Here is a 24,466-nt window from a genome sequence, read left to right on the forward strand (position 1 = left end):
ATTGTCGATACCAAAAACATAGGGATTTGCCTTGGAAATCAAGATCGCAAAGTGGGGAAATTCGGCGTCGATTCGTCTGCCTTCCGCGATAATGGCCGAGCTGGGTGTCGAGATTGACGACACCCTGTATGCCCGCATGGAAGGCGGGGAGTTGATCCTGTCCACCAAGGTGGCCGGCCTGGAATTACTGACTGAAAAAGTGAACGAACTCAGTCAGAAGGTAGATTCGCTGACACAGCAGATCAGAGACATCAAGCCTTAGCCAACTTGCTTGGCCAGCGAAGAAGGGGACGTCTCAGTATTCATGTGTGTATTGCTTCCCTTGCTGTGCAATGCTGAGGTGCCTAAAAAATAAGCACCCGTCTGGGATAGCCTGTGCTCAACCATTTGCGTGCGTTATACCCGGAACTATCCACAGACACCGGGGATAACGACTCCCTACGATCCATGCCTTTTGTAGGCGTCGGCTCTGCTGTCCGTTACGCTGAAACACTTCAGAGGCGTAACCCAATCACAGCAAAATCGTTACTGTTTTACGTCTAAAACACGCTGAATTACGGCCATTCAGAGCCCGGATCTGCCTCATGTTTTGTCACTGCCGAGACAGTTGCCCGAAGCACCCAGGCTAAAACCCGCATCAGTACTCACGATTGTTGCGCTCGATGTTGTCTAGTCAATTGCTGGCCTGTGCCGGTTTCAAAAACATAGGGTCAAAAGTTACGAAAAGTTACGCTTTTTAGACCTCAACCCCTCTTTTCATCTTCATTACTCACCACGCTATAAGCCGCATCACCACTGGGTTTGGTTAAATTAGCTCGCTGTTTGCAGGGGTGGCTTTCTGGCATTACGGTCCTCTCCCCTGTTTTCGGGTCATTTCACGGTGGTTATCACCCTTAGCATTGGCCCTTTTCTACCCCTTCCAGTCGGCTTGCTCACGACCCTGGCCACCCACATTGGCTGCCCACTATTTAATGGGTATCGCCAAGCACCTGTAATTGGTTGCTTGCCTTTACCCAGCATCACACAACGCTAGATACTGGCTGAATCGCCAGTTCATGACCGGTAGCGTGATAGCCTGAGGGAGCGATTCCCTCGGGTAACTCGATCAAACCATGACCGTTAAAAAAGTCATCCAGCAACAGCTGGATGGTTGAACCACCAGAAAAAAATGTGCAGCTCAGAGCCCGGGAGTTGCTTCGCCAATTGATGGCTCAATTCAACCTCGATTGTGTAGGTTAGCTTGGCTTCAAGCTTGTACTCTTGGTCGAAGAAACGCCCCTGGAGTACATCACAGTGAAAACATCCATTGGAAAGGTAGCTCTTGCCAGCGGTACGACTGTACCGACGCTTGATCACGCCGATTCCGTGCTGCCACAGTAGCTTTTTCGGAAAGGCGGCAGCAAGAAAGGCTCCACCGTCATCAAGGCGTTCGAAATCGTATAGTTGAGCGCTGATATTTTCGTACCCCGGCAAGCGCGCTGCCATGCCGAACTCGACTTCTAGCACAGTGCGTGTCTGTTGCTTACATTGCCAGCACGCAATCTCTACGGTACTGACCATCATCGGTATTCGCTGACCAACTGCCGGAGCAAATTTCAACGCGCCTGTAAGTGCTCCGACAACGAAAGTCGTCAGGTCTATCTGTTGTTGCCAATATTTCGGCTCGTTCTTGTTTCGTTGATGCACCCAGGCCAAGTCAAACAGTGGTGACGGAATCATGACGACAAATTTGCGTGATACCTCTTCGTAGCGCAGTCGAAATGTAGGAGTTTCTTTTTCAACGACCAGTTCTAGGTGCCGCAAGAGCCAGAGACAACGAACTCCCGACTGTTTGTACCTTTCTTGTCGCCGCTTTGTTTCATCCAAAGTCTGTCGTGACCACTGCACCTCAATCGCAACTTTGGCGCTACCCCTGGTCGCGAGCACATCTGCGACCCACGACTCGCCCCCAGGCGTACATCCCGGCACCTCGATATCAACGTCCCAACCTGCCAGCCTGGCTGCCTGGGCAACGGTTGTTTTTGCAAGGATATGTTCTGCCGTCTCCGTTGAAGCCGCACAGTTCTCAACGCGGGCATGGGCAACGAAGTGATTGCCGAGTTTCGATGTCTTAGGCGTTGCCTTGGCATCACAGCACGGCATCGAAAGATGCTTGTGCTTGCGGCTCTCGACTTTCAATGCCTCCCAATCTTCCAATGAAAAGTCAAAGGCGAAAACAGGATTACCTTCCCGCAAGAATTTCAACGGCATCGATCACTCCTGGTGTCTCAGGGTTCGACATTGCAAAGCGCCAGCAGTAGCTGCTAGCCTTCGCGTCGGCTGGATCGAAGCCTGCTGCCCACCTTGGCGCACCCGGACGGGACGATCATCATCAAGTTGCAGTTGAGCTTCCTACCCATTGGACGGGACTCGGCAGTGGGCACCGATTACCTGTGAATTGGATAGGAGTATCAATTTGCGCCGTGAATTCCTTGTCACCACTGCTGATGTTGAAAAACTGAAGCAACAGGCCCGTATACTCAAAAAAGCCAACGGTATTTCCCATCACGAGGCGTTAGATCAAGTCGCCAAATCGGTTGGCTTTGACCACTGGCACCATGTAGCTGAGTCTGCAAAGACTTTCGCGCCGACAGAAGCCGCCTATTACTTCGGTGTGATCATCGCGATGGACATGAAGGACGCGCAGGGCTTTCGTGACGAGACAGGTGCTTTTGTTGAAGACCACAAAGCCTTTGCTTTGTGCGCAGACGACCTCTATTGGGCTATGTGCGAGGCCATCGACGATGACGGCGTGCCCTTATGCGAGAAGTTCTCGCTCGCTGAGCTCAAAGAATGGGCTGACGAGGATCTGAGGAGCTATGGGTTTTTCAGATTCACCGGCAGATCCATACCAGAGCACGTTGAAGAGGTCATCGCTTTGGTCAGGAAATATTCTTTCTGGCCCCCACAGTACATCTGGCACAAAGGCGTATTTCATGAATCGCCAAGTAATGCATCACTAGATGAAGAGGGTAGGGGTGTAGGCATCCGGTTCTGTGGCTAACTTGTAGCTTGCCGTTGCCGGATAGTTCAGATAACTCACATCCGGCTACGTTATAGCCTTATTGCGCATCCATACAGTTACTGTAAATGCCAAGAGACTTACAAATTCATAAATATAAGAAGAATGCAAATTTTTAAGAAACTTCAAATTAATAGGGTTATTACGTACCCTATTTAAAGTACGGGATTTCCTCAGTACAGAATTAAAGTAAATTGTTTAAGTAAATGAATTAAAAGGTATTCATTGAAGCCGAGTCAGACTATTTGTGCAAAACGCTAAAAGCGACTAATTTGATATTTAATATATTAATGGTTCATTTTTAACAACTGTCGGTATTTTTAATTGACCGGAAAATTGTATCTGCAACAGAATGCTGGAAATTAAAAACATTACTAATTATCCAATTAGCATCAGGTAGATAACATTGAAGTTGTTTCGTAACGAAGTTTATGAGCATCGCTCTCACAACGTTTTCGGCAGGGTCATATTAAGACAGCCGCGATCCTTCCTCTATTTTTCGATCATAGTCACTGTTCTAATTGTCGCCGTTCTTTGCCTGTTAATCTTTAAAGACTTCACACGAAAAATAAAAAGTAACGGCACGTTAGTCCCAGATTCAGGGTTGGTAAAGATATACCCTCAACAGGTAGGACGTGTTGTTACCCGACATATCAAAGAGGGAGAAAACGTCAAAGCTGGTCAGGCGCTTTTCACATTATCCAGTGAAAGGCACACCCAATTGGGTTCTACGGTAGCAATGACAGTACGTTCGATTACTGAGCGTCGAATCAGCCTTAATAATGAGTTACAGACGCAAACAGAACTCTTTAAAAAGGAATTAAGCACGCAAAAGCAGAGACTGTCTGATCTTGGTATACAGCTATTCCAATTAAAGGAGGAAGTTACTGGTCAGAAGTCCCGTGTTGCCCTGGCTGACGCTACTTACAAAAAATATCAGGAGCTAGCCAAGTCCAACTTTGCGCCTGATCTCCAGGTGCAGCAAAGAGCAGATGAGCTACTAGCTCAGCAAGGGCGTCTATCAGCCTTACAACGTAGCATAGGGGAACTTGAGAGCCTTATTGCGGCTGCTCGTTCTGAAGTTGTAGCGCTACCCTTGCGTGAAGTCAGTAAGCGCTCCACGTTGGAAAGGCACATTGCCACTTTAGATGCAGAGGCAGCCGAGTATGAAGCCAGACGAGAACTCATCATCACTGCGCCCATTTCCGGGATGGTCACTTCATTACAAGCTGAAGCGGGTCAAGTTGTGAACGGAGACTCATCACTGGCTTCCATAATCCCTACAGGTTCAAAGCTAGTCGCACACTTCTATGCACCCTCAAATGCGATTGGCTTTGTCCGAACAGGGCAGCAAGTGAACCTACGATACCTCGCATACCCTTATCAAAAGTTCGGTCAGCATGCCGGTCTGGTATCAGAGATTTCGAAAAGTGCCATCAATCAAAAGGCTCAAACTGGTAATGAAGCACTCTATCGGATAACTGTTATTCCAGAAAAGCAAACCATCCGGGCATACGGAAACTATGAAAATCTGATGCCTGATATGGCGGTTGAAGCAGACATTCTCGTTGATAAGAGAAAAATCATTGAATGGATTCTTGAGCCGATATTTTCAATCAAAGGCATTTAGTCTTTAAAAAGAATTCCTAACGTACTACTAGTACTACACCACCATCGTTAAGGTCTCCATGAAACTCAGATTTGTAACACTGATATCCTTAGTCGCGCCCCTATATACTGCAGCAGCAAATGGCGATGACAATTCCGTCTTGATTGAGAAAGACAATGCTTACATCAAAATTGAAACTGATGGTAGCTATACAGATACCATAGAACAGCAGTATCTACTGAATGAAGAACGAGCACTTAAGCTTAAGGGTCAGCAGTACCTTTATCTAAATAAACAACTAGATAAACTAATTTCGCTTGAAGCCTATACCATCAAACCAGATGGAAGAAAGATCACTGTAGCGCAGGATCAAATCAAGACCCAAGCCGATCCTGCTTCACTCAATGCACCGATGTTTAATGACAGTGAATATAAGGTAGTCATATTCCCCGAATTGGCTATTGGCGACAGGACGTATTTCAAGTTTTCTCGTAAGCGGTCACCCATGTTTCCGGGGTTTTATAGCGATTTTACAATACCGCAATTTCATCCTTATAAAGAATCGACTATTCAGTTCGATGCCCCATCAAACATGCAACTTTCATTTATCGCTGATGGGTATAAGGGCGATAAAGTTATTGAAGAAAATGCCCGCAAGATTTACGCATGGCATTATGAATTAATGCCCAAGCACCGCATCGAGGCTGGTTCTATCTCCTACCGCGACTATGGCAATCGTCTCGAAGTAAGCTCATTTAAAGACTATGCAGCAATTGCACATGAATATGAGAAAGTCGCCAGTACAAAATCAATGTCAACAGATAAGATTGCTGAATTGGCAACGGACTTAACAAAGAATGCTTCAACTCAAGAAGAAAAAGCCATCACTCTGGCGAATTGGGTAAGGAAGAACATTCGGTATGTCGCAATTTACTTAGGACGTGGTGGCGTTGTTCCTCACGCAGCAGATGATGTTTTAAGTAATAGATACGGTGACTGTAAGGACCATACGACATTGCTTGAGGCAATGCTTGCTGCGGTTGGTATTGAAAGCACTACAGCACTAATAAACAGTACCGACAGTTACAGTTTACCTGCTGTCCCTGTATGGACTGCTTTTAATCATGCAATCACTTATGTTCCATCACTAAATCTCTACTTAGACACGACAGCTGTACCGGTAGAGGCAGGCTACTTACCCCCGCTACTGTTGGATAAACCCGTATTACTTACAAAGAGTGGTGTTATCAGCAGAACTCCGATAGAGCAGCGCAGTGAACTGAAAGTGAAGATTGACTATTCAGTTAACGAGAACGGGAATATTAAGCTGCAGGCAAAAGAAGACCTCATAGGTTGGACTGCTGAATTGACGAGATACCAGTTCCGCAATTTAACGAGAGAGATGAAAGACAATTATGTTAGTGCTTTACTGCATCGTAACAACTTCAAGGGTAATGGTTACATCGATCTAGACAAAGATCAAGGAAATACTCATAAGCAATCCGTTAATTACAATGCGGATTTATCAGGATATATAAATCTACCAGGGACTACGGGCGTTCAAATTGTCAGCAGTCTCGGCGGTGGGATGTTTGCAGCAATTAATCAGTTAGCAGTAGAAGAAAATCGGACACAGCCATTCATGTGCTTTTCCGGCAAGATTACTGAAGAGGTCAATTACCAACTTCCACCCAAGGTAAAGGTAATTGATATGCCTAAGTCCCTAAGTCATGAGGACAAGTATTTTTCCTATCAGTCAAAGTACAGGCTAAATGGAAAAATTCTAAATGCAAAACGTGAGATTGCATCTAAACCATTAGGCACAGTGGTGTGTCAGCCAGATGCATTCAAAGCCATGCAACCTTCACTCGAATTAATTCAGCGTGACTTGAAGGCCCAATTCGTCATTAAAGGGTAATTATTCAGAATTCAAGCAATCATATATTTTCATTTCTCTCAGAAAGTGTATTGATTGCTTGAAATTCTGCAGTTACTATTTTTTGAATTGAAATTATTGCTCTAATTGAATTAGATTTTCTGCTTACGCTTTATAAGCCGGGTTTACGTAAGCATTTCAACAACCGGCATTAACAGGAGGTAACATGCTTAATAAATCTATGCGTCTTCTTACTAATGAAGAAATTGATTTTGTCTGTGGTTCCGAGGCTCAAACGGTAGCTAGGGTAATTTCTGATACGTCAACCGGTATTGCACAAGGCGCAGCTGCCGTCGCTGGAGTTGCCGCTTTAACTCCTGGCGGACAACCTGTGGCCTTTGTATCGGGAGGCGTTGCAATTGGTGCAGGCATTGATAGCTGGGCGTTCGGCGCAATTGATACCTACTACTGCGGTAATGGCGGCCGTGGCGCACTTTGCGACAAGGTGCCAATGAATTTTGGTGGTGGTAGCTCAAATAACAGCAGTGGTGGTTCAGGAAGAATTGATATGTCAAAGTTTAATGAAAAGAGACCAAAGCCTACCAGCAATTCGGGTAAAAATAGTTAAGTTGTTAGATTAACTATTCTTACGTTCTATTTAAAATATAAGCGTAATGTGTCAGGCTAGTATTAGCATCTGATTCAAGCACTCAATTCCAAATCAATGGTTAACGCCTGAATCAAATGCGCCTACTTACGTTCTATAAACCGGGTTAACGTAAGTTTTTCCAATTTCCGGTATCTACAAGAGGCAACATGCTTAACAAATCTATGCGTCTTCTAACTTGCGAAGAGATTGCTTTTGTCAACGGCTCTGAGGGTCAAACAGTTGCAAAGGTTATTTCCGATGCATCAAGCGGTGTTGCACAGGGAGCTGCTGCTGTCGCTGCCGTTTCCGCGATAACTCCAGGCGGACAAGGTGTGGCTGTCGTTTCTGGTGGCATTGCAATTGGTGCAAGCATTGACAGCTGGGCATTCAGCGCAATTGATACCTACTACTGCGGTAACGGCGGTAGAGGTAGTTTGTGTGACAAAGTAGAAATGAACTTTTCTGGTTCAAGTGGCGGCTACAGCGGCGGTTCTTTCACTGTAAGTGGTGGGCATGGCAATAAGGGTACGAAAAAATGGCAGGATCTTGAAACCTAATTCATAAGGTTTAAGTTGGTTCCGTTTCACACATGAAATCAAGTGTGTTTTAAATAATAGTAAGTTTTACCTAGGTTGGAAAATGAGAAGTTTGCTTGTAGATGAAGTTGAAGCTGTTGCTGGTGGTAATCAATCGACATTAGGTGCTGACTACGCAGCTAAAATGTCAATTTTCTTTAGTCCAGGTGTCAGCAGAGCTGAGCATACTCGATTTGCTGAAGATAAATATGATTTGGGTCTAGGTTATTCTGAAATGCCAATAGACTAGCCGCTAGTAATACAAAGGTACACTTAATGTGTACCTTTTGCATTTCAAAATAATCAGAAATTAGTACGCAGTATTTTCGATACGATCTCAAATAGCTTGTTATGTCACTATTGAATTTCCGCTTTTCAAAGAGTCTTCCCATCCTCCTGCAATCGGAAGCGTCAGAATGTGGCTTAGCATCATTGGCCATGATTGCTAACTATCACGGACACCACACAGACCTGCTTACACTTCGTCGGCGGTTTACGCTTTCATTGAAGGGAGCGACTCTCGGTCAAGTTATCCAATTCGCGAATCTTTTGCATTTGGCAGGTCGTCCGCTTCGGGTGGAACTTGATGCGCTAGAGCATCTTCAAACGCCCTGTATTTTGCACTGGGATCTGAATCACTTTGTTGTGCTGAAAAGAGCCGGCCCTAAATGGGTGGAGATCCACGATCCTGCCTATGGCCTACGCAAGCTGCAGTATGAGGAAGTTAGCAAGCACTTCACGGGTGTCGCGCTTGAACTGTCCCCCACGCCGCAATTCGAGAAGAAGGAAGAGGTTCAGCCTATACGGCTCGGCCAGCTGGTAGGCCAAGTAGTGGGGATGCGTAGGGCGATTGCCCAAGTGCTTGCACTTTCCCTGGGCTTGGAAGTGCTGGCCGTACTTGCCCCCTTCTTCCAACAGTGGGTGATTGATGGTGTGATCGTCTCGCAGGACCGAGACCTGTTGCAGGTGCTGGCAATCGGCTTTTTCCTACTCATGCTGATTCAGATGGCAATCCAGACCTTTCGCGAGTGGGTTGTCATCTATTTCTCAACGACACTGAGTCTGCAGTGGGTCTCCGGCCTGTTTACCAAGCTTACCCGCTTACCCATGCGGTACTTTGAAACACGCCATATGGGCGATGTTGTATCGCGCTTCGGTTCTATCCAGGCCATTCAAAGTGTTTTGACCACGACGGCCTTGAGTGCGCTGTTTGACGGTCTGATGGCGGTCGTCGCACTAGGCATGATGCTGCTCTATAGCGTCAAGCTCGCAATGATCAGCTTCACAGCGCTTGCGATATACATTTTGGTACGCTGGGTGGCGTATGCCCCCTTTAAAGCAGCGAATGAAGAACAGATTGTTCATTCGGCAAAGGAGCAGAGCCATTTCCTTGAGTCAGTCCGAGGTATTCAGACCATAAAGCTTTTTAACAGGGAGGATCAAAGACGTTCCCAGTGGCTTAACCTGGTTGTAAACACCACCAACAGAGCATTGGCTACCCAGAGGCTTGGGGTGATCTTCCATACGGCCAATGGCTTGGTGTTCGGCATCGAGGGCATTCTGGTCACTTACTTTGGCGCAATGATGGTGATGGACAATCAATTCACCATTGGGATGATCTTCGCTTACGGTGCATACAAGGCCCAATTCAGTGGCCGGGTAGGTAGTCTGGTCGATCTGTTCTTTCAGATACGCATGCTACGGGTACATTGCGACCGCTTGGCCGACATCGTACTAACCGAGCCAGAACCCCATCGTGAAGCAGGGCAAGTACTCACCACAGCCTTACCCAGCATTGAATTGCGGAATATTCGTTTCCGGTATGCCGATACGGATGCTTGGGTGCTGGATGGGTTGAATCTGCACATCAATGCCGGAGAGTCCGTAGCGATTGTGGGTGCATCAGGTTGTGGCAAAACAACCTTGCTTAAGGTATTGCTAGGTCTGGTTCAGCCCAATGAAGGGGATGTGCTGGTAGGTGGTGTACCACTTAAGCGATTGGGCTTGAGCAGCTATCGCGACATGATTGCGACCGTCATGCAGGACGATCAGCTATTTGCCGGTTCAATAGAAGACAACATCGCTTTCTTTAACGATGTGGTCGATAAGGAGCGAGTTGAAGCAGTTGCCAGACTTGCTGCTATCCATGACGATATTTCAGCGATGCCGATGGGTTACCAGACATTGATTGGGGATATGGGTGCAGCGTTATCGGGTGGCCAGAAGCAAAGGCTGTTGCTGGCTAGGGCGCTGTACAAACAGCCCCGTATCTTGTTCCTGGACGAAGCAACCAGCCATTTGGATGTCGTCAGAGAACGCCAAGTTAACGAAGCAATCCGCAGTCTAAGTCTGACACGGGTAGTGATTGCCCATCGCTCCGAAACCATTGCCATGGCGCAGCGGGTGATACGAATCGATAAGGGCAAGATCACGCAGGATTTTCATCAAGTGTCAGAATTGGACAGCATTGAACTAAACAATGTTTAGTCAAATGTTCCTATATCGTGATTTCTCATAAAGCAGAATATTCAACGTAAAGACAATAGAAAGTGATGATAATTGATGGAATTAGCATTCCTACTGCAGTCCAATAGGTAGGCATTCTAATTTTGTTGGTTGATTTTAGTGACATGCTAACCAATAGACCTGCCAACCCCACATGAAATAGGGCATTTCCTATACTTTTCATTGGGAATTTTGAATATGAATAAACATCCCAAATTAAAAGAAGAAGGAATAGCCCACCCATTACTCTCAGTACAATGTTAGCCTGTGGTGTTAAGTAGGTGTTACTCATCATTTTCATGGCGACAGTTTGACAATTTATCTTGGGAAGATAGCAATTTGACAATTCATGATTCTTATTCGCTATTGCTGTAAGCAGCATTGTTGCATATATATGCCAGTTCTGATGCTAATACGAGACTAATACTTAAGCTGCGCTTGATTTCCGTTAAGCATAAAGGCATGCCTCGCTTTCTTTTAGCGAACTTTCACCCTACGGTAGGGTGTAAATATGTGTAGGTATTTTCCCTAGAGTCGAGAGTTTGTAAGCGGTATTCGCCAATAGAAAATGCCACCTATATCCTGACATCCGGGCTAACCCCTATCCCAGCATTGGCAAGCTTTAGCTTGAATTTGTCATATTCAGACCTTGTCATCTTTCAACATGACTTAGGCAGAAAAGTCACTTAAGGCACAGCTGGGGCCAAATTGACAGCCCTTTCTACGGCCGCTAGTCTGCGCGCCGCAAGATTCCAAGAGCATTAAATCTTGTCTATACGATGAATTTTAGAATTCACTAATAGTCATATCCCGCGCGCTCATCTGACGCGGGCTTCATCGTAATTCCTGATAGTTCGTCATTCTCTCTCGGGCTGCGGCCCATATAGAAGGTAAGGAATGTCTTCAATGAACTTTACATCTAGCACCCTTACTCGCGCGGTGGCTATCGCGCTGGCAGGTGGTTTGTTATCCAGCACGGCTTATGCAGCTGGAACCTGCGATCCCAAAAACGGTATTCCTTCCATAGGTGCGGAAGTAGCTGCCCTATCCAATAATTTTGGTGACGGTACTTATGAATTGGCCATGTCATCGTTAAAGTGTGTCAACGGTGAAATCGTCTCAGTGGATGGCGGCACCGCAGTGATCATGTCGCCGGACGATATGGAACGCCAAGTCAAAGCGATGAACATGCGACGCTACTATTCAAATAGCTGCAAGACGCATCAGGTCGCTATCAACAACTATTTCAAAGGCGTCATCAACGGTGTCGATTTCTCTGGCCCGACGCCACCCAAGTCTATTCCCGGCATGCTGTATTACGCAGATACCCATGCCAAATGCAGTACCGATGGCGGCATGGTCGGTGATCTGCTGTTAGGCGGCAATATTGGCAGTGGTTGCCCTGGCAGTAGCAATGATGACGTGCCAGAACCGCCTGTTGCAGAATGCGGTAATCCGATCCAGCCGGGTACTGGCAACAAGTTCCAAACGGAAGTGGATTATCAAGGTGGTGGCGCAAATCGCCTGAGCATCATCCGCCATTACAACAGCCTCACTGGCATCTGGAATGACGCCAATATCAGGCAGTTAGCCAAGTTCGAGAAGAAGCCAGGTTCATTACCAGGCGCCGTTGTCGTCTATCTCAATGGCGAAGCTCCAACTGGCGGCTCCGGTCCAGTCACCAATCCTGGCGGACCCTCTACACCAGGCAGCGGAGTTGATGTCGGTGAAACATGGCAAGCCACACGTGGCGACGGCAAAATTATCAGCTTCCCCTTGGTGGGTGGCGGCGCGGACCACAATGGCTTGGGCTACAACCTGCAGATCACAGCAGACCGGTTGCAGCTGACCACGCCAGCCAATAGCGTTGAGTTGTACGACCTGAATGGCCGTCTGCTGAGTGTGCAGCAACGTGATGGCTATACCCTGACCTATGCCTACGATACGGCCGGCAAGCTAACGACGATTACCGACAGCAATGCTCGTGTGCTGACCTACACCCACGATGCTCTGGGACGCGTTACGTCGATCAAAGATCCAGCCCAAAAGGCCGTTGCCTATGGCTACGATGCTAAAGGCCGGCTATCGACCGTGACCTATCCGGATGGCAAGACGCGCGAGTATCTTTACGAAGACACCCGCCTTCCCAATGCCCTGACAGGCATCAAGGATGAAGCCGGTATCCGCTTCGCCACCTGGGCTTACGATGCACAAGGCCGCGCCATCAGCAGCGAGCATAGCGGTGGTGCAGAAAAGGTAACGATCAGCTACCCCGATAGCACGCAGGCGACGGCAGTGAACGTCTTGGGCCTAACCACCAATTACACGTTCCAGTCTGTCAAAGGCCGGACGGTGCTGAAGACCCTTACCGAATCCTGCCCAACCTGCACGACCACCACACAGCAGTTCGAGGTGGACCCGAACGGGCTGATGACGAAACGTACCGACAGGTTGGGCACTGCGACCCAGTATCAGAGCGATGCAACTCGACGGTTGACCACCCAGCGTGTTGCCGCTGCCGGTAAACCGGAAGCTTTAACTGCCGATTACGAATGGCACCCAACACTCCGCCTGCCAACCAAGATCACTGAGGGGGGCCTCCGTACCGACCTGACCTATGATCCCAAAGGCAATCTGACGAACAAGGTGGTCACTGCGCTGAGCAACAACAGCAGTGAAACCTGGCGTTGGGGCTACGATCCGCAGAACCGGTTGACGGAAAGCACCGACCCAGCTGGACTGGTATCACGCTACACCTACGATGCAACCGGCAACTTGGCCACAGCTACCGACCCTGCAGGTTTGGTCACCCGCTACACCCAATACAATGCCGATGGGCTCCCGCTCAGCATCACCCGTCCAAATGGCGGGGTGATCACCCTGACTTATGACCAGCGCGGGCGCTTGCTCAGCCAGTCAGACGGTGGGTTGACGACGACCTATACCTACTCCCCTACTGGTTTGCTCAGCACCGTCACCACCCCCGATGGCAATCAGCTGACCTACACCTATGACGATGCGAGACGCTTGACTGGCGTACGCGACAAGCTAGGCAACAGCGTTCGCTATGTACTGAACCCGGCCGGTAACCGTACCCGTGAAGAAGTTTTGGCCGGCAGTAGCAGCGTCAGTGCCCTGGCAAAGCGCATTGAAGCCGATTTGATCGCCCTCACCCAACCTATTCCCCAAGCGAGCTAAGTCATGACTCTCCGCTTAAACAAACGCCTGCTGGCGCTTGCCGCCGCTTGCGCCTTCGTGACCCCTGCCAATGCCACCATCATCAGTAGCATTGACCGTGAATTCGACATTCTCGGCCGCCTGCAAAAAGAATCCCGCCCCGATGGCGGCTGGGTCAGCTATGCCTACGACCCCAACGGCAACCGCACCGAAGCCCGCGATAACCTGGGCCGGGTCACTACCTATACCTACGACGCGTTGAACCGGGTCTCCAGCATCACCGACCCCGAGCGTGGCGTTACCCGCCTGGGCTACGACGCAGCGAGCAACATCACCAGCGTGACTGATCCGCGTGGTCTTGTGACCACCTATGTTCGGGACGGCATGGGTAATGTCCTACAAGTCACCAGCCCAGATAGCGGCGTCACCAAGTACACCCGTCGTCCTGGTGGACAGATACTGACCAAAACCGACGCTAAAGGCCAAGTCACTCGCTTTGACTACACCCCGACAGGCCGCCTGACGAAGATCACGTTTGCCGATAACAAGGAACAAACCTTTGCCTATGGGCCAAACGGTGCGCCGGGTGCAGGTCTGGTCACGGAAGTCACCGACGCCAGCGGCAAGATCGCTTACACCTATGAAATCCTGGACAGGATCACCAGCGAAAAGCGCACGATCTGGAATAAGGAATACACCACCGGCTATGGGTATGACACTGCAGGCCGGCTCGGCACGGTAACCTACCCTAGCGGCCGCGTCGTTACCTTTTCCTATGATGCTGCTGGTCAAGTCAGCAAGATCAGCACGAAGCAGGGAACCGGCGAGGAAAAAGTTGTCGTCCAGAACCTGACCTACCGGCCATTCGGACAGATCACGGGTTGGACCTACGGCAATGGTGAAGTCCGCACCAGCAGCTACGACAACCTGAACCGGATGACCAGCTACAGCATGGGTGACAGCACGGTTACCCTGTCCTACGACACTGCCAACCGGATCACCAGTCAGAAAGTCAGTGGCGGTTGGTGGGAAAGGATGCTGCAGCGTCTCGGCCTGCCGGTTGGACTAAGGCATAGCTATGACTATGACAATCTGAACCGCCTGAGTAGTTGGCGGAACGGGGTAACCGTTACGCGTAACGGCTTCCTTGCCATGCCCGACACAGGTTTCAGCTACGACGAAAATGGCAATCGGAAACAGATTAGAGATGATGATGCGGTTTTCATACAAGATATCGATGCCAAGAGTAATCGGCTAACAGCAGCGTCAATTCCTGGTGGTAATAGTCCGGTCTTCCAATACGATGCCAATGGCAGCCGCACCAGTGGTAGTGGCAGTTACACCTACGATGCACGCGGTCGCTTGATTGAAGCATCGGGTGCGCAGTACACGGTGAATGCGAACAGTGAGCGGGTTGCCAAGACCTTCCAGGGCACCACGACGGTCTTCCATTACAACCAATGGGGCCAACTGATCGCCGAGTCGGACCAATTGGGTGTCACCAAGCGCGAGTACATCTACCTAGGCGACACTCCGATTGCCTTGGTCGATAACGGTTTGGATGTTCGTAACATCCATCCCGACCACCTTGGTACACCGCGTCTGATCACCGATGCCACCAAGCACGCTATCTGGTCCTGGCAGCTGGGTGAGCCCTTCGGTGCTTCTGCAGCTGAAGAAGACCCGGAAGGCACGGGTGGTAAGTACGCCTTCAACTTACGTTTCCCTGGTCAATATTTCGACAAGGAAACCAGCACCCATTACAACTACTTCCGTAACTACGACCCGAAGAACGGCCGTTACTTGGAATCCGATCCGATTGGATTAGAAGGGGGAATTAATACGTTCGTCTATGTGGGCGGGAACCCTCTGTCCTTCAGCGATCCGCTGGGACTGGAAAAAATGATTCTTCTGAAACCGGGCGACGCTAATTATCCAGCTGCAGTTGCCGCTCCTGATATTCCAGGTATTTTGACGGTTCATTCTCACGGTAATCCTGATCGCGTTTCTGGACTCGACGCAAGACAACTGGCCGATCTCATCCGGAATAGTGGAAAGTGGAAAGATAAAATGCCAGTTACACTTGATGCCTGTAGAACTGGTGAAGGTGACAAAAACATTGCTAAGAACTTGTCACAAGAGCTAGACACCAAAGTGACTGCACCAGACTCTAGAACGCTCACCGCTGGAGAATGGGATTTAGGTCCTTGGCATTCAATGAAAATTCCATTTACCGGAAGAGGGGTTCCCTACTTCCCTGGAAAGTGGAAGACCTATTACCCTTCAAGTGAGTGGTAAATGAAAAAGAAGCTAGTAATTGTAATCTCGATATTCGCAGTAATTGCTTTAGGTTATTTTTTCTTACCTAAAATCGATAGCGGCATAGAGGACCCTGTATTGATAAAGCTTAGCGAAAAAGCAAGCAATGGCGATGGTCTGGCAACTATAGCGCTCTTTTACTATTACAAAACGAGCGGGGCTGCCGACTTAGCACAATACTGGCTACTCAAAGGAGCACTTATTGGCGAATATCGTCTTCAAGTTGAGTACGCAAAGCTCTTTAGCAGCTTAAGTGTAGACGAAAGGAACAGAATATTAGCTGAAGTAAATAAATCCCAAGCACCCGGCGCTTCCTGCCTTATTAGAGCGCTAGAAGGCGAGGCAGAAGCACTTGATCACTGCAAACCTGCAATCCCATCTTCCAGTTAAACTGGATTGAGTATCAAGTGCTTTTGAGTAGAGGCCGGTGCAGGAGCAATCCGCACCGGCTTTTTGATGTTTCATCTGCTAACGAACAACCTTAATTTACCGGGTCAAGCTTCCGGAAAATCACCGCTTGGGCGTATCGATAGCTTCCCTATTGTCTTAAACACCATATCCGACTCGAGTAACGAGTACGTAGGATTCCACCGCATTAGGGATAACCCAATATTGCTGGGTTTACGTGCAAAACCAGCCCACCAGTGGCATCCTAGAAAACGCTAGGTTCCATTTCTACGTTCTAAGCTAGTAACGACGGGCTGATCCACTGATGAGGTGGCTTCTAACAACTGTTTTATCTCCTGCTAGGGAACGTCACAACTAGGCAAGTTTAGGCGGCGAGTGATAATCTCAAAACCGCTATTTTCTACCGCTGCGCCTAGGCGAAATGTGAAGCTAGTAACGACGCGCTGATCCACTGAAAAGGTGGTTTCCAGCGCTTTTTTATTTTCTGCGCCCGACTGAGCTTTTTGCCAGTCGGGCGTTTGCTTTTGAGCGAGCCCGATGCCCAAGTGGATGAAAACCAATATGCACGCCATCAAGCGAGCCAATGCGGGTATACTCCGCCCATCAATGTTGACTCCGCCCCGTGCGTGTAAAAATGGTGCCAGTGCGGCACCTTTGTTGCGCCCGGAAAAAATGCAGCCCCGAAGCTCCAGCTCGGGGCTTTTGTTTTCCAGCGGTAAGAACCCCTCGCAGTACTGTTTGTGCGGGATCTGCAGGTGACAGCAGCATTGTCGGTGCGAGACTACCGACGTATAATCTGTTCATCAATTGTTGACTCCGCTTGAGTGCGTGTTTGGATTGCCGTATGGCTGCCAGCGCGCGCCCGGAAGAAATGAAGCCCCGATGCTCACCGCTCGGGGCTTTTGCTTTTTGCGCTGCCGAAACGGTATGGCCAGCCCCTATCTGGTCTGCACGGTTCCAGCGGATTCAGTCCGTATCCACCAGGGGGGGGCGGTCAAAAGTTTTGACCCCTCATGCCCTAGACCGCCGGGTTAACCGCATTTTTATGGCCAGCTTTTTGAAAGGGAGGGGGGGGTTAACCTGCAAGGCTCCACAAGCCCCGTAAGCGTGGCTGAGTAACGCTTTTGCCCATTAGCAGCATTGAGCGCCTGCTAGGCCCTGTAACGCCCCAGCCAGCACACCTTTGCTGGCGATATCGCCAAGTAGCCCCGGCAACCCTCTGCCGGATTGCCGCTACTGGCATGCACGACCGAACACCCGTCGATTTTCAAACGCCTTCGGGGCGCAAGGGGATCGGCTTGCCGCAAGAAACCGAATACCCATCTGAATCAGAAACGAAAGAGAGTGAATCCATGAGTATCAAGCTGATGAGCGATGTATGGAGTATGGCCATCCCTTTGAGCCCCAAAATGGTCCTGCTGAAACTGGCGGACTACGCCAACGAAGACGGTGAGTGCTGGCCAGGGCAGAGTAAGTTGGCCAACTTGTGCAGCATGTCCCCTCGCTCTGTCATCAACCAAGTCGCCTGGCTTGCCGATCATGGCTTGCTCCAGATCGAGCAAAGACAACAAGGCAACACCCGCCAGACCAATCGGTACACCCTGACATTGGACCAGTATGTTCCGTCCGGGGGAGTGCGGCAGAAACACCCGCATGCCAACGCAGTGAATGATCCCGTGGCAGGACGCGGCAATGCATTGGAAAGTGCAGATTCTGCACATGCAACGTTTGCACGTGCAGATTTTGCATGTGCAACGGTTGCACCCCCGAATGTGCAAATCCTGCAGGGGGTAGGTGCAACGGTTGCACATTGCTCTAATAAAGAACCGTCATTGAACCGTCAGGTAGAACCATCAGTATTTGCAGACACCCTGCCGGGCGCTGCCACGAAGCCTAAATCTGCCGCCTCCAATACCTTGAACACCGCCACCTGGAATGCCTACGCCGCCGCCTACTGGCAACGCTATGGGGTGGACCCCATCCGCAGCGCCATGGTGAACAGCCAGGTCAGACACATCGTCAAACAGGTCGGCGAGGAAGCGCCCACCCTGGCGGCCTACTACGTGAGCCACCAGGATGCCTGGTTTGTCCGGGAGCGCCATCCGATCGGCTTGCTGCTGAAATCCCTGCAACGTGTACGCACTGACTGCAGCCGTGGCCAGCAAATGACAGGGACTGCCGCCAAGCAGGCAGAAGCCACTCAGGCCAATCTGGAAAGCCACAACGGTGCCCTGGCCATCCTGCAGCGGAAGGGGTTGATATGAGCGCCCCTCAGATCCTGGAAGCCCTGACCGTCACGGCCGAACTGACCGGCACGTTACTTTCCGAACACGCCAAAGCGGCGATAGTGGAAGTCCTGTTGAAACATCCCCTTGGGGCGGTGATGAGTGCCCTGGACCGCTGCCGACGCGACTTGTCTGGACGCCTGACGCTGGCTGCCATATTGGAACGGCTGGAATCTGCCGATGGCAGACCGGGACCCGATGAAGCCTGGGCGACGGCCCTGGAGGCGAACGACGAGAACGAAACAGTGGTGTGGAGCACTGAAATGCGAGATGCCTTCTCGGGGTCGCTTCAGAAAACGGAAAATAAAGCACGTTAAGGTCGCCTTCGACTCTTTTGATTTTTAGCAAAATCATTGAGATCGTCAGCGATTGGTACGACAACAAGGGCCATGAGCGTCAACGCTAGCGGCACAGTTGCAACGTAACCGACGTGCTTGAATCCCAGTGCTCCAGTCACGCCTCCCATAAAGAAAAAACAGACTAATGAGATCAGTACTTTCAGGCGCGGTCGGTCTGCCATTACCTTCGAGGGATTATCGGGGTGTGCACAGTTCCAATAAAAGAGTTTCCCTAGTTCAATGCCAATGTCTGTCACGATTCCTGTGATGTGAGTCGTACGAATTTCCGCACTGGATAGCTTGGTAATAAGTGCGTTCTGTAGTCCCATAATGAAACTCAGCAGCATCACGGTGACGGAAACAAATATGCTGTTGATGTCAGAAAGCCAAGCTCCTAGCAAGCCAAAACACAGCAACAATCCTGCTTCTACGAGAAGCGGAAAGGCGTATTCGCTGTGCATATTGTGGCGTCGAGCGTAATTCACCATCACGGCAGAACATGCCGCCCCGATAAGAAATGAAAACAGTGCGCTAATTCCTGCCAGCGCAAGGTCATATGCGCCCAGGGCGATATGGTCGGCCATAGCGGATACAATGCCTGTCATGTGCGAGGTGTATTGCTGAATAGCTAGAAAGCCTCCTGCGTTGACAGCGCCTGCAACGAAAGCCAAGATAAATCCGAGCTGCCTGTTTGCGTCTTTGCTTCGGTTTCTTCCCGTAAGTTTTCTTGAGTAGTGAATTGGCATGGAAGTCGTTCTACAAAAATTGCTAAACCATTGACATGGGGCGCAGTGGCCTGAACTTGCCCGCGCCGAGCTTGGCGCTGCTACGCCAAAGGTAATCGCCGCTCAGATTGATGTGCTCCCAGCCAAGCGGCGACAGGTACTGCAACAGGGTGTCATCGACGGTATAGCCGTTGCCACGCAGTCCGTTTACTGCCCGCTCTAGATAGACCGTGTTCCACAGCACAATGGCCGCCGTTACTAGGTTGAGACCACTGGCCCGGTAGCGCTGCTGCTCGAAACTCCGGTCGCGGATTTCACCCAGGCGGTTGAAGAACACCGCCCGGGCCAGCGCATTGCGAGCCTCGCCCTTGTTCAGCCCGGCATGCACACGGCGGCGCAGCTCGACGCTTTGCAACCAATCCAGGATGAACAGCGTGCGCTCAATGCGGCCCAGTTCGCGCAGCGCCACCGCCAGGCCGTTCTGGCGCGGGTAGCTGCCGAGTTTCCTGAGCATCAGGGAAGCTGTCACCGTACCCTGCTTAATCGAGGTGGCCAGCCGCAGGATTTCATCCCAATGAGCGCGGACGTGCTTGATGTTGAGCGTGCCGCCGATCATCGGCTTGAGCGCGTCATAGGCGGCTTCGCCCTTCGGGATGTAGAGCTTGGTGTCGCCCAGGTCGCGGATGCGCGGCGCAAAGCGGAAGCCCAAGAGGTGCATCAGCGCGAAGACGTGATCGGTAAAGCCCGCTGTGTCGGTGTAGTGCTCTTCGATTCGTAAGTCGGATTCGTGGTACAGCAGGCCGTCGAGCACGTAGGTCGAATCGCGCACGCCGACGTTGACGACCTTGGTGTGGAACGGTGCGTATTGGTCGGAGATGTGGGTGTAGAACGTCCGCCCTGGGCTGCTGCCGTATTTCGGGTTGATGTGGCCGGTGCTCTCGGCCTTGCTGCCGGTGCGAAAGTTCTGGCCGTCCGACGACGACGTGGTGCCGTTGCCCCAGTGTTCGGCGAACGGATGCCGGAACTGCGCGTTGACCAACTCGGCCAGCGCAGCCCCATAAGTTTCATCGCGGACGTGCCAGGCTTGTAGCCAGGCCAACTTGGCGTAGGTCGTGCCGGGGCAGGACTCCGCCATCTTGGTCAGGCCCAGGTTGATCGCGTCGGCCAGGATCGTCGTCAGCAGCAAGTTCTTGTCCTTGGCAAGGTCGCCCGACTTCAGGTGCATGAAGTGTCGGGTGAAGCCCGTCCACTCATCGACTTCGAGCAGCAGTTCGGTGATCTTGACGCGCGGAAGGATCATGGTCATCTGGTCGATCAGGGCCTGCGCACTGTCAGGTACCGCCGCATCGAGTGGCGTGATCTTCAGGCCAGACTCGGTGATGATGGCGTCCGGCAGCTCGTTGGCCAGCGCCATGCGGTTGACGGCGGCAAGCTGCGTTTCCAGCAGCGTCAGCCGCTCATGCAGGTATTGGTCGCAGTCGGTGGCCACGGCCAGCGGCAATTCGCTGGCCTGCTTGAGGCTGGTGAATTTCGCGGGCGGCACCAGGTAGTCCTCGAAATCCTTGAACTGGCGCGAGCCCTGCACCCAGATGTCGCCGGAGCGCAGCGCGTTCTTCATTTCCGACAACGCGCACAGTTCGTAGTAACGTCGGTCGATGCCGGCGTCGGTCATCACCAGCTTCTGCCAGCGTGACTTGATGAAGGCGGTCGGCGCGTCCGCAGGCACCTTGCGGGCGTTGTCGCTGTTCATGCCGCGCAGCACCTCGATGGCATCGAGCACGTCCTTGGCTGCGGGCGCTGCCCGCAGTTTGAGCACATCCAATAATTCCGGTGCGTAGCGGCGCAGCGTGGCGTAGCTCTCGCCGATGCGGTGCAGGAAATCGAAGTCCTCGGGTTGCGCGAGCTTCTGCGCTTCGGTGACGCTCTCGGCGAAGGCGTCCCAGGACACAACGGCCTCGATGGCGGCGAACGGATCGCGGCCAGCTTGCTTGGCCTCGATCAGCACCTGACCGATGCGGCCGAACAATCGCACCTTGGCGTTGATCGCCTTGCCGGACGCCTGGAACTGCTGCTGGTGCTTGTTCTTGGCGGCGTTGAACAGCTTGCCCAGGATGCGGTCGTACAGGTCGATGATTTCGTCGGTAACGGTGGCCATGCCCTCGATGGCGAGCGCCACCAGGGTCGCGTAGCGCCGCTGCGGCTCAAACTTGGCCAGGTCGGCGGGCGTCATCTGCCCGCCCTCACGGGCGATCTTGAGCAGTCGGTTTTGGTGAACCAGCCGCTCGATGCCGGAAGGCAGGTCGAGTGCCTGCCACGCCTTGATGCGTTCGATGTGTTCGAGCATGTGCCGCGAGTTCGGCTTGGCTGGCGACTGGCGCAGCCAGGCCAGCCAGGTCGTCTTGCTGTTGTCACGGCGCTTGAGCAGGTCATCGAGGCGGCGGCGATGCACGTCCGATAGCGGTTCGGCCAAGGCGTGGTAGATGCGTCGGTTGGCGCGGGTGATCGCCTCGGCGCTGGCGCGCTCGATGGCGTTGAGGGCAGGCAGAATGACCGACTGCCGCCGTAGATGGTCGATCAAGGCGCTGGCCAGCACAATGCCCTTATCGGTTTGCATGGCCAGCTCAGTCAGCGCGTGGAGGGCCTGCCGGTAGTGGCTCATGGTGAACGGCTGGAAGCCGAACACCGTTTGCAGTTCGACCAGGTGCTCGCGCCGGGTCTGCTCCCGCTGCCCGTATTCGTCCCAGCTTTCGATGCTGACCTTGAGCTGGTTGGCGACCAGCTTCAACAAGGGCGGAAACGGCGGCTCATCGACGCCAAGGATGAGGCCGGGAAAGCGCAGGTAGCAGAGCTGCACGGCGAAGCCCAGGCGGTTGGCTGTGCCGCGCCGCTGCCGGATGACGGACAGGTCGGTTTCGCTGAACGTGTAGTGACGGATCAACTCATCCTTGGTGTCCGGCAACGCCAGCAAGCTTTCCCGCTCGGCGGCGGACAGGATGGAACGTCGGGGCAATTGAAGCGTTCCTGATATTAATCGGTGCACAAACGATCGTTTGTGCTATTGCAGCCGAGGCGACAAAACAAATGGCTTTGTGCGTTGCAAAAACATATTGCAAAATATAATCTGATGGCAACAGGATTTTGCAATAATGCGTATTGGTTATGCACGTGTTTCGACACAAGAGCAGGACTCTCTGGCTCAGATCGCTGCCCTAAAAGCAGCAAAGTGCGAGTTGATCTTTCAGGAAAAAGCATCGGGTGGTCGGTGGGATAGACCAGAGCTGAATAGGCTTCTTGACCAACTCCGCAAGAACGACGTGGTTGTGGTATGGAAATTGGATCGCCTTACACGTTCGCTCAAAGATTTGTTGCTGATATTGGAGAAGATTGAAGGATCTGGCGCGAACTTTCAGAGTTTGACCGAAGCCATCAACACTGCCACTTCCGCGGGACGCATGATGATGCAAATCGTTGGTTCGTTTGCTGAGTTCGAACGCGCGATGCTGAGGGAGCGGACCAAGAACGGACTGGAAGCAGCACGCAAAGATGGGCGTGTAGGAGGTCGTCGCCCCAAGCTCACATTAAGGCAGCGGCAGGAAATCATCCAACTGGTGCATTCTGGCCAGAAAACTGCCGCTGACGCGGCCCGGCTATTTAATGTCCACCCGTCGACGGTAGCTAGACTACTAGCCAAGAGCCTAGCATCAGGCATGACAAAAGCCTAACGTGCTTTAAATTCCGTTTTCTGAGGCGACGCCTGGATGGTTATCGCGGATACACGATGCAAAGCTGATTCGGTCGATGTCACGCAAAGGGTGTTCGCCGGATAACGCAGCGTGCGAGGGATTCTTCGGGCGTCTGAAAAATGAGATGTACTATTGCGGTGACTGGGTTGGCACAACGGTAGAGCGATTCATGCATGAACTAGACTCGTACATCCGGTGGTATAACGAGCGGCGCATCAAGATATCGCTGGGGGCTATGAGCCCTGTCCAATATCGGCGCCATTTGGGCATCGCAACATAAATTAGTCCAAGAAATCGTCCGCACCCCCCGTTTTTACACAGCCTCAGCCAAAAGCAGAACTAGCGGGTTCGACAAGGCGCGTCCGATTTTTATTTGAACTTTGTCCTTGAAAGGTTTGACAAACTCTAATTACAACCGGAAACGTAAGGTTGTTGGCCGACATGGCGCATAGTGTTGCCTGTTGAATCAGGAAATTTCCTGCCAATTCGACAAAGTGCTTATTCATTTTGCCCTCTTGGTCCCCAAACGTACCAAAAGAGGTAAATAGTGAATACGAAAGTGACGCGCATATTTCCTGCGCAAGATGTTTTTGGAAATGTTTATACCGTGCTCGAAATTACCGATACCGTAAGCTTTGCACCCCTTGGCGAGGCACTGCAGGAGCGTAAAGCGGAGGTTCGGTACCAGCTCAAAAATGGACAGCCCGTCATGCTAGTTAGTCATGACCACTTCTACCTATCCGAGACGTCCATTATAATTGCCTGCATTCAATAACCCTCAGCGGGAAAATGGCGGCAACAGAATTAGGTAGCAATGCCAACTTGTGTGTCTTCCAGCTCCTTAAAAGCAGGGGGTCATCCTAAGCCAATCTCTCTGGGCTGGATTACTTAGACACCTATGGAGTGGGTAATTCTTGACTCTTATTTAGTTACAACAGGCAGCCAGAAATAGTCCGTCATATAGGTCCAGTGTTAATCCTATTGAGGTTCTGTTGCATCCATAAACGTTGCTTATCAATACTAATATCGATGCAGTTGCGTCGATAATTATTACCGTGAATCGGGATCATGACCTGTCCTGACAACCGTAGACACACCCACTTCAAATGCAGACCAATTGCCTGCTGAATTTTTCTGCAAACACCGCCGGTGCCAAATTACCTAGCCGAGAGTGGCGTCGTTGGCGGTTGTAAAAG

The 24,466-nt window shown here is 51.2% G+C and carries 17 protein-coding genes and 2 pseudogenes; 15 read left to right on the forward strand and 4 right to left on the reverse strand.

What is annotated here, in order from left to right:
• The first annotated feature begins 31 nt into the window (after window positions 1-31).
• Window positions 32-262 (forward strand): AbrB/MazE/SpoVT family DNA-binding domain-containing protein, encoded by a 231-nt coding sequence (locus tag ACUHMQ_RS12870; protein WP_445295868.1) that lies wholly within the window; start codon window positions 32-34, stop codon window positions 260-262.
• 866 nt (window positions 263-1,128) lie between these two features.
• Here ACUHMQ_RS12870 and ACUHMQ_RS12875 read toward each other — a convergent pair.
• The gene (locus tag ACUHMQ_RS12875) at window positions 1,129-2,250 is read right to left on the reverse strand and encodes a competence protein CoiA (RefSeq protein ID WP_445295869.1); all 1,122 of its coding nucleotides are present in this window, start codon (window positions 2,248-2,250) and stop codon (window positions 1,129-1,131) included.
• Window positions 2,251-2,455: 205 nt separating this feature from the next.
• Between ACUHMQ_RS12875 and ACUHMQ_RS12880 the strand changes: the two genes are divergently transcribed.
• The 10 genes from ACUHMQ_RS12880 to ACUHMQ_RS12925 all read left to right on the forward strand — a co-directional run bounded on the left by ACUHMQ_RS12880 (window position 2,456) and on the right by ACUHMQ_RS12925 (window position 16,161).
• Window positions 2,456-3,043, forward strand: a complete 588-nt coding sequence (locus ACUHMQ_RS12880) for a P-loop NTPase family protein (protein ID WP_445295870.1) — start codon at window positions 2,456-2,458, stop codon at window positions 3,041-3,043.
• Between the two features lie 424 nt (window positions 3,044-3,467).
• Window positions 3,468-4,691, forward strand: coding sequence for an HlyD family secretion protein (locus ACUHMQ_RS12885; RefSeq protein WP_445295871.1), 1,224 nt, complete (start codon window positions 3,468-3,470; stop codon window positions 4,689-4,691).
• Window positions 4,692-4,749: 58 nt separating this feature from the next.
• Window positions 4,750-6,588, forward strand: coding sequence for a DUF3857 domain-containing transglutaminase family protein (locus ACUHMQ_RS12890; RefSeq protein WP_445295872.1), 1,839 nt, complete (start codon window positions 4,750-4,752; stop codon window positions 6,586-6,588).
• A 184-nt stretch (window positions 6,589-6,772) separates the two neighbouring features.
• A complete protein-coding gene (locus tag ACUHMQ_RS12895; protein WP_445295873.1) occupies window positions 6,773-7,174 on the forward strand; it encodes a hypothetical protein in 402 nt (133 codons plus the stop codon).
• 188 nt (window positions 7,175-7,362) lie between these two features.
• On the forward strand, window positions 7,363-7,752 hold the full coding sequence (locus ACUHMQ_RS12900) for a hypothetical protein (protein WP_445295874.1): 390 nt from the start codon (window positions 7,363-7,365) through the stop codon (window positions 7,750-7,752).
• Between the two features lie 82 nt (window positions 7,753-7,834).
• Entirely contained in the window at window positions 7,835-8,020 is a 186-nt protein-coding gene (locus ACUHMQ_RS12905; RefSeq protein WP_445295875.1) for a hypothetical protein, read from the forward strand.
• 101 nt (window positions 8,021-8,121) lie between these two features.
• Window positions 8,122-10,257, forward strand: coding sequence for a peptidase domain-containing ABC transporter (locus ACUHMQ_RS12910; RefSeq protein ID WP_445295876.1), 2,136 nt, complete (start codon window positions 8,122-8,124; stop codon window positions 10,255-10,257).
• A 924-nt stretch (window positions 10,258-11,181) separates the two neighbouring features.
• Window positions 11,182-13,473, forward strand: coding sequence for an RHS repeat domain-containing protein (locus ACUHMQ_RS12915; RefSeq protein ID WP_445295877.1), 2,292 nt, complete (start codon window positions 11,182-11,184; stop codon window positions 13,471-13,473).
• 3 nt (window positions 13,474-13,476) lie between these two features.
• Window positions 13,477-15,750 carry an RHS repeat domain-containing protein gene (locus ACUHMQ_RS12920; RefSeq protein ID WP_445295878.1) on the forward strand — a complete coding sequence of 758 codons (2,274 nt, stop codon included), beginning with the start codon at window positions 13,477-13,479 and terminating at the stop codon, window positions 15,748-15,750.
• Window positions 15,751-16,161, forward strand: a complete 411-nt coding sequence (locus ACUHMQ_RS12925; RefSeq protein ID WP_445295879.1) for a type II secretion system F family protein — start codon at window positions 15,751-15,753, stop codon at window positions 16,159-16,161.
• A 356-nt stretch (window positions 16,162-16,517) separates the two neighbouring features.
• On the opposite strand, the gene ACUHMQ_RS12930 is transcribed toward ACUHMQ_RS12925, so the two are convergent.
• Window positions 16,518-16,763: a hypothetical protein gene (locus tag ACUHMQ_RS12930; protein ID WP_445295880.1), complete on the reverse strand. Its 246-nt coding sequence runs from the start codon at window positions 16,761-16,763 to the stop codon at window positions 16,518-16,520.
• Between the two features lie 768 nt (window positions 16,764-17,531).
• On the opposite strand from ACUHMQ_RS12930, the gene ACUHMQ_RS12935 reads away from it, so the two are divergent.
• Together ACUHMQ_RS12935 and ACUHMQ_RS12940 are read left to right on the forward strand one after the other, a co-directional pair.
• Window positions 17,532-18,443 (forward strand): helix-turn-helix domain-containing protein, encoded by a 912-nt coding sequence (locus tag ACUHMQ_RS12935; RefSeq protein ID WP_445295881.1) that lies wholly within the window; start codon window positions 17,532-17,534, stop codon window positions 18,441-18,443.
• Window positions 18,440-18,781 carry a hypothetical protein gene (locus tag ACUHMQ_RS12940; RefSeq protein WP_445295882.1) on the forward strand — a complete coding sequence of 114 codons (342 nt, stop codon included), beginning with the start codon at window positions 18,440-18,442 and terminating at the stop codon, window positions 18,779-18,781. The genes ACUHMQ_RS12935 and ACUHMQ_RS12940 overlap by 4 nt, the downstream gene beginning before the upstream one ends.
• Window positions 18,782-18,819: 38 nt before the next feature.
• Here the strand turns inward: ACUHMQ_RS12940 and ACUHMQ_RS12945 are convergent.
• Together ACUHMQ_RS12945 and ACUHMQ_RS12950 are read right to left on the reverse strand one after the other, a co-directional pair.
• Window positions 18,820-19,548 (reverse strand): annotated as a pseudogene (locus ACUHMQ_RS12945) (YoaK family protein); the annotation flags it as partial.
• A gap of 22 nt (window positions 19,549-19,570) precedes the next feature.
• Window positions 19,571-22,537: a Tn3 family transposase gene (locus tag ACUHMQ_RS12950; RefSeq protein ID WP_445295883.1), complete on the reverse strand. Its 2,967-nt coding sequence runs from the start codon at window positions 22,535-22,537 to the stop codon at window positions 19,571-19,573.
• 136 nt (window positions 22,538-22,673) lie between these two features.
• Between ACUHMQ_RS12950 and ACUHMQ_RS12955 the strand changes: the two genes are divergently transcribed.
• Both ACUHMQ_RS12955 and ACUHMQ_RS12960 read left to right on the forward strand, forming a co-directional pair.
• Window positions 22,674-23,249, forward strand: coding sequence for a recombinase family protein (locus ACUHMQ_RS12955; RefSeq protein WP_445295884.1), 576 nt, complete (start codon window positions 22,674-22,676; stop codon window positions 23,247-23,249).
• 31 nt (window positions 23,250-23,280) lie between these two features.
• Window positions 23,281-23,550 (forward strand): annotated as a pseudogene (locus tag ACUHMQ_RS12960) (IS3 family transposase); the annotation flags it as partial.
• Window positions 23,551-24,466 lie beyond the last annotated feature (916 nt).

Source organism: Chitinimonas violaceus, from assembly GCF_052601015.1.

Excerpts from the sequence above, each read along its gene's own strand:
- ACUHMQ_RS12915 (WP_445295877.1), top strand. The coding sequence starts at position 11,182 with ATGAACTTTACATCTAGCACCCTTACTCGCGCGGTGGCTATCGCGCTG.
- ACUHMQ_RS12895 (WP_445295873.1), top strand. The coding sequence starts at position 6,773 with ATGCTTAATAAATCTATGCGTCTTCTTACTAATGAAGAAATTGATTTT.
- ACUHMQ_RS12890 (WP_445295872.1), top strand. The coding sequence starts at position 4,750 with ATGAAACTCAGATTTGTAACACTGATATCCTTAGTCGCGCCCCTATAT.
- ACUHMQ_RS12935 (WP_445295881.1), top strand. The coding sequence starts at position 17,532 with ATGAGTATCAAGCTGATGAGCGATGTATGGAGTATGGCCATCCCTTTG.
- ACUHMQ_RS12925 (WP_445295879.1), top strand. The coding sequence starts at position 15,751 with ATGAAAAAGAAGCTAGTAATTGTAATCTCGATATTCGCAGTAATTGCT.
- ACUHMQ_RS12900 (WP_445295874.1), top strand. The coding sequence starts at position 7,363 with ATGCTTAACAAATCTATGCGTCTTCTAACTTGCGAAGAGATTGCTTTT.
- ACUHMQ_RS12940 (WP_445295882.1), top strand. The coding sequence starts at position 18,440 with ATGAGCGCCCCTCAGATCCTGGAAGCCCTGACCGTCACGGCCGAACTG.
- ACUHMQ_RS12875 (WP_445295869.1), bottom strand. The coding sequence starts at position 2,250 with ATGCCGTTGAAATTCTTGCGGGAAGGTAATCCTGTTTTCGCCTTTGAC.
- ACUHMQ_RS12920 (WP_445295878.1), top strand. The coding sequence starts at position 13,477 with ATGACTCTCCGCTTAAACAAACGCCTGCTGGCGCTTGCCGCCGCTTGC.
- ACUHMQ_RS12955 (WP_445295884.1), top strand. The coding sequence starts at position 22,674 with ATGCGTATTGGTTATGCACGTGTTTCGACACAAGAGCAGGACTCTCTG.
- ACUHMQ_RS12910 (WP_445295876.1), top strand. The coding sequence starts at position 8,122 with ATGTCACTATTGAATTTCCGCTTTTCAAAGAGTCTTCCCATCCTCCTG.
- ACUHMQ_RS12905 (WP_445295875.1), top strand. The coding sequence starts at position 7,835 with ATGAGAAGTTTGCTTGTAGATGAAGTTGAAGCTGTTGCTGGTGGTAAT.